Origin of the sequence: Aeromonas sp. PrichA-15 (assembly GCF_017939245.1) — a bacterium.
GTDB classification, from domain to species: domain Bacteria; phylum Pseudomonadota; class Gammaproteobacteria; order Enterobacterales; family Aeromonadaceae; genus Aeromonas; species Aeromonas caviae.
Window position 1 is genome coordinate 22,624 of sequence record NZ_JAGKRH010000152.1, and the last position, 9,190, is coordinate 31,813.

General features: G+C 63.3%; 9 protein-coding genes. 2 read left to right on the forward strand and 7 right to left on the reverse strand.

Going from position 1 to position 9,190, the window contains the following annotated elements; all coding sequences use genetic code 11:
- Positions 1–20: 20 nt before the first annotated feature.
- Positions 21–290 (reverse strand): PepSY domain-containing protein, encoded by a 270-nt coding sequence (locus J9889_RS17025; RefSeq protein WP_010672753.1) that lies wholly within the window; start codon positions 288–290, stop codon positions 21–23.
- A 121-nt stretch (positions 291–411) separates the two neighbouring features.
- On the reverse strand, positions 412–864 hold the full coding sequence (locus J9889_RS17030; RefSeq protein ID WP_039039769.1) for a YaiI/YqxD family protein: 453 nt from the start codon (positions 862–864) through the stop codon (positions 412–414).
- Between the two features lie 131 nt (positions 865–995).
- On the opposite strand from J9889_RS17030, the gene zntB reads away from it, so the two are divergent.
- Entirely contained in the window at positions 996–1,961 is a 966-nt protein-coding gene (zntB, locus tag J9889_RS17035) for a zinc transporter ZntB (protein ID WP_174213885.1), read from the forward strand.
- Between the two features lie 9 nt (positions 1,962–1,970).
- Positions 1,971–2,489, forward strand: coding sequence for a mechanosensitive ion channel domain-containing protein (locus J9889_RS17040; protein WP_039039767.1), 519 nt, complete (start codon positions 1,971–1,973; stop codon positions 2,487–2,489).
- 36 nt (positions 2,490–2,525) lie between these two features.
- Here J9889_RS17040 and J9889_RS17045 read toward each other — a convergent pair whose 3' ends face one another.
- The 5 genes from J9889_RS17045 to J9889_RS17065 form a co-directional block, all read right to left on the reverse strand.
- A complete protein-coding gene (locus tag J9889_RS17045) occupies positions 2,526–2,774 on the reverse strand; it encodes a hypothetical protein (protein ID WP_103858786.1) in 249 nt (82 codons plus the stop codon).
- A gap of 60 nt (positions 2,775–2,834) precedes the next feature.
- Positions 2,835–4,625: a sodium:proton antiporter gene (locus tag J9889_RS17050; protein WP_048208982.1), complete on the reverse strand. Its 1,791-nt coding sequence runs from the start codon at positions 4,623–4,625 to the stop codon at positions 2,835–2,837.
- Positions 4,626–4,719: 94 nt separating this feature from the next.
- Positions 4,720–5,241 (reverse strand): MltR family transcriptional regulator, encoded by a 522-nt coding sequence (locus J9889_RS17055; RefSeq protein WP_010672759.1) that lies wholly within the window; start codon positions 5,239–5,241, stop codon positions 4,720–4,722.
- Positions 5,242–5,338: 97 nt separating this feature from the next.
- Complete coding sequence (locus tag J9889_RS17060; RefSeq protein ID WP_199770510.1) at positions 5,339–6,484, reverse strand: mannitol-1-phosphate 5-dehydrogenase; 1,146 nt, start codon at positions 6,482–6,484, stop codon at positions 5,339–5,341.
- Positions 6,485–6,521: 37 nt separating this feature from the next.
- Positions 6,522–8,450: a PTS mannitol transporter subunit IICBA gene (locus tag J9889_RS17065; RefSeq protein WP_210557446.1), complete on the reverse strand. Its 1,929-nt coding sequence runs from the start codon at positions 8,448–8,450 to the stop codon at positions 6,522–6,524.
- Positions 8,451–9,190 lie beyond the last annotated feature (740 nt).

Below are 9,190 nucleotides of genomic sequence, written 5' to 3' on the forward strand. Positions count from 1 at the left end.
AAGACCGGCCCGGGGCGGCGTTACTCGTCGATCTCTTCTTTCACCTTTTTCAGGTCGGTCGGGTCGAAGTAGATCTCGACCTTGCGCTTCTCCTTGTCCCAGCCGTAGATCTCGTAGCAGCCGGTCTTGGTGGCCTTGAACTTCTTGATGTCGTAGCCCATCGCCTTGATCTGCTGCTGGGCGTCGGCTTCGCTCATCCACTTGCTCTTGTCGGCCTGGGTGCATTGGGGGTCGGCCAGGGCTGCGCCGCTCAACAGGGGGATCAGTAACAACAGGGGGGTCAGTTTCATTGCTTGCTCCTTGCGGGTGGTTGGGTCAACAGTCGCAAGGCTAATCAAGGCGCATTAAGGAAGAATTAAGGGAAAAGGGAAATGAATGGCTCTCCCCGGCGGTGGGCCGGGGAGAGGGTGATCAGCTCAGCTTGCCCCTGACCAGCCACTTGTCCAGCGCATTGGCGAAGCGCTGCTTGTCGGCGGCGTTGAAGGGCGCAGGACCACCGGTCTGGACGCCGGCAGAGCGCAGCTCCTCCATGAAGTTGCGCATCCCGAGCCGTGCCTGGATGGTCTCCCGGGTGTAGATCTCGCCCCGGGGATTGAGCGCCTCGCCCCCGGCGTCGATGACCCAGGAGGCGAGGGGAATGTCGCCGGTGATCACCAGGTCGCCTGGCTTGACCTGCTGGGCGATGACATGATCTGCCACATCGAAGCCCTTCTCCACCTGCTGGGTCTTGATGAAGGGGGAGGGGGGGACTCTGAGCCCCTGGTTGGCCACTAGCGTGGTCACCACCTGGGCGCGGTGAGCGGCGCGGTAGAGGATCTCCTTGACCGGGATGGGGCAGGCATCGGCATCAACCCAGATGGGCATGGCATGGCTTCCTGTGTCTGGAACGGGTGGCGCATCTTAGCATGGCTGGCGCGGGGCGGCTGCCCCGGGGCTGAGTCGTCCCCGCCTTTGGTGTAAGCTGGGGCCTGCACATGAAACGAGAAGGAGACGAGATGGATCGGGTGCCCGGTGACGTGATTTATGGCCTGACCCTGGACGGCAAGGGGGGCATGACCCCGCTGGCCGAAGGTAGCGAGATCCCCTGTGCCCAGCCCGGCTGGCTGCATCTGGACTACGGCAACCCGGAGTCGGCGCGCTGGCTGCTGCAGACGCCGCTGCTGGGGGAGGCGGCCCGGGAGGCCCTGCTCGGCCAGAGCAATCGTCCCAAGCTGGTGCGGATGGGGGAGACGGTGCTGCTGATCCTGCGCGGCATCAACCACAACAAGGATCACAGGCCTGAAGAGATGGTTGCCCTGCGGATCTTCATCACGCCGGATCTCATCATCAGTAGCCGACGTCGTCCGCTGCTCTCCGAGAAAGATGTGTTCGAGCAGCTGTCGTTGGGGGGCGGTGCCGACACACCCGCCGACTGGCTGGTGGAGATATGCGACGCCCTGACCGACCGGGCCGGGGAGTTCGTCGAGGAGCTGCACGACCAGATCCTGGATCTGGAGGAGATGGTGCTGATGCGCGACCTACCCGCCAACGGTCGGCTTGCGCGCATCCGCAAGCAGCTCATCATGATCCGTCGCTACCTCTCCCCCCAGCGGGATCTGGTGGCGCGTCTGGCCAACGAGAAGATCAGCTGGCTGGACGAAGATGACAGGCGACGCCTGCTCGACATCGCCGACCGCTTGCGGCGCTGGCTCGACGATCTGGATGCCGGGGTGGCGCGCACCGCCGTGCTGGCGGACGAGATCAACAACCTGATGGCGGAGGCGACCAACCGCCGCGCCTACCAGATGTCGGTGATGGCGCTGCTGTTCCTGCCAGCCAGCTTCCTGACCGGCCTGTTCGGCATCAACCTGGGGGGGATCCCCGGGGCCGAGAGTCCGACCGCCTTCTGGGTGTTCTGTGGCTTCCTGCTGGTGCTGGCGACCGGACTGGCGGTCTGGCTCAAGCACAGGCGCTGGTGGTAAGGAGTGAACATGACGACATGGGAATCTTTTGGCGTGACTCTGCTGCTGTTGCTGGGGCACACCCTGGTGCGCGGCCTCATTCACAAGAGCCTGATGGCCCTTGGCCAGAGCCGGCAGGTGAGCGAGAACCGGGTACTCTACGTGGAACACGTATTCCACTTCCTGCTGGGCTGCGCCACCCTGCTGATCCTGGCCGGGGTCTGGGGGCTCGACTTCTCCCGGCTGGTGGTGCTCGCCTCCTCCTTCTTCGCGGTACTGGGGGTCGCCATGGTGGCTCAGTGGTCGATCCTCTCCAACATCACCGCCAGCATTACCATCTTCTTCGCCTTCCCCTACAAGATTGGCGATCGCATCCGCATCCTCGACAAGGATGACTCCGTCACCGGCATCATCACCGAGATCGGTCTCTTCTACGTGCGGGTGCGGGATGACAACGGCGATCTGGTCACCTATCCGGCGAACCTTATTCTGCAAAAGCCGGTGAGGCGGCTGGAGGGAAAGGAGGCTGAGTCCACGCAGCCGGAATGAGAAAAGGCTCCCTCGGGAGCCTTTTTCGATGGGTGCTCAGCGTTCGAAGAAGCGGTAGAGGTGCTCGACCTGGACGGGGCAGTCGGCCACCAGGTGGATGTGGTCCCGTGCCTCCTCGGTGGACGAGAAACTCATGGGGCACCCCAGGGTGTCCGTCATCACGTAGAGGTGGCCGTCCTGCCCCCTGAACTCCACGATCCAGCCGGGGGAGACGATGTCGTGCATGATCTCCGCCTCCTTGAACCTGTGCTGCTGGTGAAGCGTGCGCAATTCACTGACTGTCATGACATCCTCCTATGACTCATGGCGCCACCCTCAAGTCTAGTTCTCCTTCCCGTCATCGGATCAGGGCGCCGTCGCCCCCTCACGGGGCGGTTGCAGGGCGATCAGCAGCTCCCCGGGCAGCGGCGTGACAGGGCCGGTGACCACCCTGGGTCTGGCCTTGGCATCCAGCACGAACAGAGGAATGGCGCCGGGATTGGCCTCCTGATACTGGTCCCAGTCGAAGGTGTCGCTCAGGCGGGTCGCCTTGATCTGCCCGCCCCGGCTCAGCAGGCCGCTCAGCCTGGCGAAGTTGATGTCGGCACCGAACAGGTTCTGGCGGGCACGGAAGGTGGCGCTCTCCCGGTTGGCCTTGCCGTGATGTTCGCTGGAACGCAGGGAGTGGACCTTCTCCTCCCCGTAGAGGTGGGCGAAGTGCAGCACCCCGAGGGCGTTGTTGTGGCGGCTGGGAGAGAGCGCCAGCACGGTGCTGATGCTGGTGAGGGGCAGGTGCCGCTCGGCGTGCTCCGACTGGGGGTTGCCGAAGTAGCAGGGTAGGCCGCTCATGCGGGCCAGCTTGCAGTGCTCCCAGGCAGGATCGGAGAGCTGCACCGGGATCCCCTGGTCCGCCAGCGCCTTGCCGATGGCCCGGGCCACCGAGTTGGCGCCGATGAGCAGCCAGACATTGGGGGCGCTCTGGCGCATGTCGAGCAATCTGGCCAATGGCGTGGCCGTCAGGCTCTGCAGTACCACGGTGAAGATGATGACCGCAAACACCAGGGGCACCAGCTTGTCGGCATCCTCGATGCCGGCCTCGTGCATGCTGATGGCGAAGGAGGCGCTGACCGCCGCCGCCACTATGCCCCTGGGGGCTATCCAGGCGAGCAGGGCGCGGGCGCGCCAGGGCAGGTCCGACCCCCGGGTCGAGACCAGGATGCAGAGCGGGCGGGCCACGAACTGCACCACGCACAGCAGGGCCAGCACCATGGGGCCGAGCTGCCAGAGCTGGGCCAGATCGAGGCGGGCCGCCAGCAGGATGAAGAGGGAGGAGATGAGAATGACGGCGAGATCCTCCTTGAAGGCCAGCACCTCCTCCAGATCCAGCCCCTCCTGGTTGGCGAGCCAGATGCCGAACACGGTCACCGCCAGCAGGCCGGATTCGTGACTGAGCCAGTCAGACAGGGTGAAGGTCACCAGCACCAGCGCCAGTACCCCGAACTTGTGCAGGCTGACCGGCAGCCAGTCCTTGCGGATGAGCAGGGTGGTGAGCCAGCCGGCACCGACCCCGATGAGCGACCCCACTCCCACCGTCTTGGCCAGGGCCAGCAGGGTATGACCGACCAGATCCCCCTGGCTGCCGAGGCGCACCGCCTCGAACACCAGTACCGCGAACAGGGCGCCGATGGGGTCGATGACGATCCCCTCCCAGCGGAGGATCTTGTCCACCTCTCGGACCGGGCGGATCACGTTGAGCATGGGGGCGATCACCGTGGGGCCGGTCACCACTAGCACGGCGCCGAGCACCATGGCGACCCGCCAGTCCAGCCCAAGCAGGAAGTAGCTGGCGGCGCCGATGACGGCAAAGCTGGTCACCATGCCGGTGGAGCAGAGGTTGCGTACCACCTTGCCGATCCCCTTGAGTTCGGTCAGGTGCAGGGTCAGCGCCCCTTCAAACAGGATGATGGCGACCGAGAGGGAGACCAGGGGAAACAGCAGATCCCCCAGCAACTGATCGGGATCGAGCAGACCGGTCACCGGGCCGAGCAAGAGGCCGCTCAGCAGCAGGAACAAAATGGCGGGAACGCGCACGGACCAGGCAAGCCATTGGGCGAGCAGGGAGATGAGGGCTATTCCGGCGAGGGAGAGAGCAATCATGCCAACCTCGTACAGGTGATGGGGTTGGACCTAGTGTAGCGGGGAAGGGGGGCAAGATGACACCCGCCAGGCGTGCAGGGGAGAGCCGCTCAGATCAGATGGGGCTCTCTTTGTGGAGTTCGGTGACGCAATCGGTCACCGCCAGCACCAGGGCGGAGCGCACCATCTGATCGAGCCGGTTGAGCTGCATCTGGTAGAGGGGCCAGTCCTCCTCGTTGGCCGGGGGATCCTGCGGCATCATGCTGCCCTGCTGGATGGCATTCAGGCGCTCGAGCAGATCGCGGACCGGCTTGTCGCTGAAGCGGTAATCCTTGGGGTCGCGTACCAGAAAGTCGCGGATCTTCAGGTACGCCTCGAGATCCTGATAGCGCTCGAGGGAGATGAGGCCGAGGGCGAAGATGAGCTTGAGGCGCACCTCCAGCTGGCCGAGGGGGCCGCTCTGGTTGAGCAGGGGTTCGATGGCGTATTTGACGGCATACTCCTCCTGACGAAAGGCTCGTCGCATCAGGGAGTCGACCGCCTCTTCCAGGATGGTCACGACCTCGAGAAAGAAGCCGCGGGGGCCATCCTGCTCGTTCAGTCGCTCCAGTACTTCATCTTCCTGGTGTGTGGTCATAAGTGCTTCGGGTCCGGCTGACAGGGGGAGAGCAGGCCCTCCCCCGGTTTGTATCGTATGGGGTCCGTCACGGGCGGTGTGACGCCACCCCATCAGGTCACTTCAAGTTGTTGTAACGGGCGACGATGGTGCGAACCACATCGCTGTGCTCATCCAGGCCGGTGACGCGGGCCAGTGTCCGTGCCGGACCAAGTTCCGCCAGCATGGCCTGCAGCTCCACCGCCTGGGGATCGTCCTCATTGCGGTAATGCAGTGCGGCGGCGATGCCCTCCTGCAGGTGATCGCTCGGCAGGCTGTACTCCAGGGTGCCGAGCAGCGGCTTCACCAGTCTGTCCCCCGCCGCCAGCTTGCGCAGCGGCTGGCGACCGACCCGGTCAATCTCGTCCACCAGATAGGGGTTGGCGAAGCGGGAGAGGATCTTCTCGATGTAGGCGGCGTGCAGGCGCGGGTCGAAGCCGTAACGTTTCACCAGCACGGCCCCGCTCTCCTCCATGGCGCGGCGCACCTTGCTGCGGATCAGCGGATCCTCGATCGCCTCGCGCACGGTGTGATAGCCCCTGAGCTTGCCGAGGTAGGCGGTGACGATGTGGCCGGTGTTGAGGGTGAACAGCTTGCGCTCGACGAAGGCCATCAGGTTGTCGGTGGGCTCCATGCCTGCCACCTGGGGCAGCTCCCCCTTGAACTGGGTCCGATCGACGATCCACTCGCTGAAGCTCTCCACCGTCACCTCCAGGGGATCGTCGTTCGCCGCGGCGGGCGGAACGATGCGATCCACCGCCGAGTCGACGAAGCCGACGCACTGCTCGAGGGTGGCATGATACGCGACCGGCAGGTACTTGAGTACCTCCTCCTTGAGGTGGCTGGTGCCGCGCACCATGTTCTCGCAGGCGATGACGTTGAGGGGAGTCAGGTTGCCGGCATCGAAGCGGGCCTGCAGCCCCTTGGCCAGGGTGCTGGCAATCTTGTCCAGGATGTTGGGGCCGACCGCCGTGGTGACCAGATCGGCGGTGATGATACGGGCGATCACCTCGTGTCCGGCCGAGCTGACGGCGGCAACGTTGCGCACCACGTCCAGCTTCTGATCCGTGCCCACCACGTGCACCTTGTACTCCTGGCGGTGGTTGAGCTGGTCGATCAGGGTCTCGTTGACGTCGGCGAAGGTGACCTGATGGCTGGCGTCAGCCAGCAGTTTGCCGATGAAGCCCCGACCGATGTTACCGGCACCAAAATGCAATGTTTTCATGATATTAACCTCTACAACCAAAGACGATGACGGATGATTACGCGGCCTGCTCGGCCCCCAGCAGATCCAGGAACTCCTGGGGGTCCTGGGTGCTGGCCAGACGGTCGACGAGACCGGGCTCATCCAGTGCATTGGTCAGGCGGGTTATGACCTGTATGTGTTCATCGTTGCGGGCGGCAATGCCGATGACCAGGCGCGCCACTTCATCGGAGCCCTCGCCGAAGGCGACTCCGGCCGGGTACTGGCAGATGACGATGCCGGTACGCTTCACGTGCTCCTTGGCGGCGATGGTGCCGTGGGGCACGGCGATGGATTCGCCGAGGTAGGTGGAGACCAGCTGTTCGCGCTCCAGCATGGCGTCGACGTAGTCCGGTGCCACATAGCCTCGCTCGGCCAGCAGCTTGCCGGCGGTCACGATGGCCGCTTCCTTGCTCTCGGCCTTGAGGCCCAGGTGCACGTCCTGCAGGCTAAGGGTGAAGACTTCCGGCTCCTGGGGCTCGTAGCTGTCGTCGTTGGCCGCCACCAGCAGTTGCGGGTTGGCGACGTCATCGTTGGCCGCGTTGGCCAGGCTGAGGTTCTGCACCAGCTCCTGATAGAGGGCGTTGTCGAGGAAGTTGGTCAGCGAAATGTGCTGTGCATGCGGCGCATGGCGACGGGCACGGTCGGTGAGATCCTTGTGGGTGATGACCAGATCCACCTGATCGTCCAGGTTGTTGATGGCACGGTTGGTCACGCTGATGTCGAGACCGGCGGCCTGCACCCGCTTGCGCAGCATGCCGGCGCCCATGGCGCTGGAGCCCATGCCCGCATCGCAGGCGACGACGATGTTGCGCACTGCGGTCAGCTCGGTTTCCGGCTTCTTGGCGGCGGTGGTCTCGGGCTTGGCACCCTTCATGGCTTTCATCTTGCGGGTGGCTTCACCCAGGGCATCGGCCTCGTCGGCTTCCGGCTGCTGGGCACGGACGAATACGGCGGCGACCAGGAAGGAGACGGTGGCGGAGGCGACGATGGAGAGCAGCACCCCGATGAGGGAGGCTTTCGGTGTCATCAGCAGCACGGCGAAGATGGAGCCCGGGGAGGCGGGGGAGACCAGACCGGCGTTGAACAGGGTCAGGGTGAAGACCCCGGTCATGCCGCCTGCGATCACCGCCAGGATGAGGCGCGGGTTCATCAGCACGTACGGGAAGTAGATTTCGTGGATGCCGCCGAAGAAGTGGATGATGGACGCACCGGCTGCGGACTGCTTGGCGGCGCCACGGCCGAACACCATGTAGGCCAGCAACACGCCCATGCCCGGACCCGGGTTCGCTTCGATCAGGAAGAAGATGGAGCGGCCCTGTTCGGTGGCTTGCTGGATCCCGAGCGGCGAGAAGATGCCGTGGTTGATGGCGTTGTTCAGGAACAGGATCTTGGCCGGCTCGACGAAGATGGAGGTGAGGGGCAGCATGTGGTTGTCCACCAGGAAGCCGACACCGCTCGCCAGCACGCCGGAGAGCACCTTGACGAAGGGACCGATGACGAAGAAGGCGAGAATGGCGAGCAACATGCCGATGATGCCGGCGGAGAAGTTGTTCACCAGCATCTCGAAGCCGCTCTTGACGCGACCTTCCATCGCCTTGTCGAAGCGCTTGATGGCCCAGCCACCCAGCGGGCCGACCATCATGGCGCCCATGAACATGGGGATGTCGGTCCCCACGATGACGCCCATGGTGGTGATGGCACCGACCACGGCCCCCCGGTCACCCCCGATCAGCTTGCCGCCGGTATAGCCGATGAGCAGCGGCAGCAGGTAGGTGATCATGGGACCGACCAGCTTGGCCAAGGTTTCATTGGGCAGCCAGCCGGTGGGGATGAAGAGGGCGGTGATGAAGCCCCAGGCGATGAAGGCGCCTATGTTGGGCATGACCATATTGGACAGGAAGCGTCCAAAATTCTGTATCTTGACTTTGGTATCCGGTGATAACATGTCGGGACCCCGTTTTAAGCCTGTGTGATTAAAAGTGGTAGTCGGGATGACGAGTTTTGCCGAACTCCCATCCCAGTCGTCTAAGCAACTTCAATCTACCAGCTTGTGATCAAATTAGGCTGAAAACGGGGTGTCTTGTGACCTGGATCTCAAATACCCCGACCTCCCCCCTCCCGACATAGTGATGACGATCACAGTCAGTCGCTGTATTTCGGCTACATTTCGATCTTCTCGCCTCTGGGTGTCAATTTTTTGTGATTGATGTCTCGTTTTGTGGTTTGCGCAAACACGGTGTCAACGTGACTGTTGTCACAAAATCAAATTTTGCACTCAAATGAGTCATGATTTGTCGCCTCGTATTCGCAAGTAATGACGATGGATATGCCGTAGTTCATCGTTAATCACCAATGAATCATTTATTTTGTAACCCACTTTCAGTTTTTCCCCCGAGAGGATCGGTTCCGACAAGGCCTCTTGTGACGCCCGGGTGGCGGATCCTGAGCCGATCCCGTCTCACTCCTCCCTGCCGGTAGCGACGCAGGCAGGGGCCTGCGAGCGGGTCTCCCATCCCGCCTGCCCGCGGAGCGCAGCCATAAAAAAAGGTTCTTCGCGGGATCCTGGGAAAGTGGAAGTTGACAGACAGGGTGCTGGTAAACTGGTTGTCGCCAAACACACCACCACCATCACCCTGCTGTCGCCGTGCATCATATTGATATTGCCTCCTTCTGGCCAGGTTATAC

What these genes read in the sequence shown, in the direction of transcription:
- J9889_RS17050 (WP_048208982.1), bottom strand. Translation starts at nt 4,625, where the DNA reads ATGATTGCTCTCTCCCTCGCCGGAATAGCCCTCATCTCCCTGCTCGCC.
- J9889_RS17030 (WP_039039769.1), bottom strand. Translation starts at nt 864, where the DNA reads ATGCCCATCTGGGTTGATGCCGATGCCTGCCCCATCCCGGTCAAGGAG.
- J9889_RS17065 (WP_210557446.1), bottom strand. Translation starts at nt 8,450, where the DNA reads ATGTTATCACCGGATACCAAAGTCAAGATACAGAATTTTGGACGCTTC.
- J9889_RS17055 (WP_010672759.1), bottom strand. Translation starts at nt 5,241, where the DNA reads ATGACCACACACCAGGAAGATGAAGTACTGGAGCGACTGAACGAGCAG.
- J9889_RS17040 (WP_039039767.1), top strand. Translation starts at nt 1,971, where the DNA reads ATGACGACATGGGAATCTTTTGGCGTGACTCTGCTGCTGTTGCTGGGG.
- zntB (WP_174213885.1), top strand. Translation starts at nt 996, where the DNA reads ATGGATCGGGTGCCCGGTGACGTGATTTATGGCCTGACCCTGGACGGC.
- J9889_RS17060 (WP_199770510.1), bottom strand. Translation starts at nt 6,484, where the DNA reads ATGAAAACATTGCATTTTGGTGCCGGTAACATCGGTCGGGGCTTCATC.
- J9889_RS17025 (WP_010672753.1), bottom strand. Translation starts at nt 290, where the DNA reads ATGAAACTGACCCCCCTGTTGTTACTGATCCCCCTGTTGAGCGGCGCA.
- J9889_RS17045 (WP_103858786.1), bottom strand. Translation starts at nt 2,774, where the DNA reads ATGACAGTCAGTGAATTGCGCACGCTTCACCAGCAGCACAGGTTCAAG.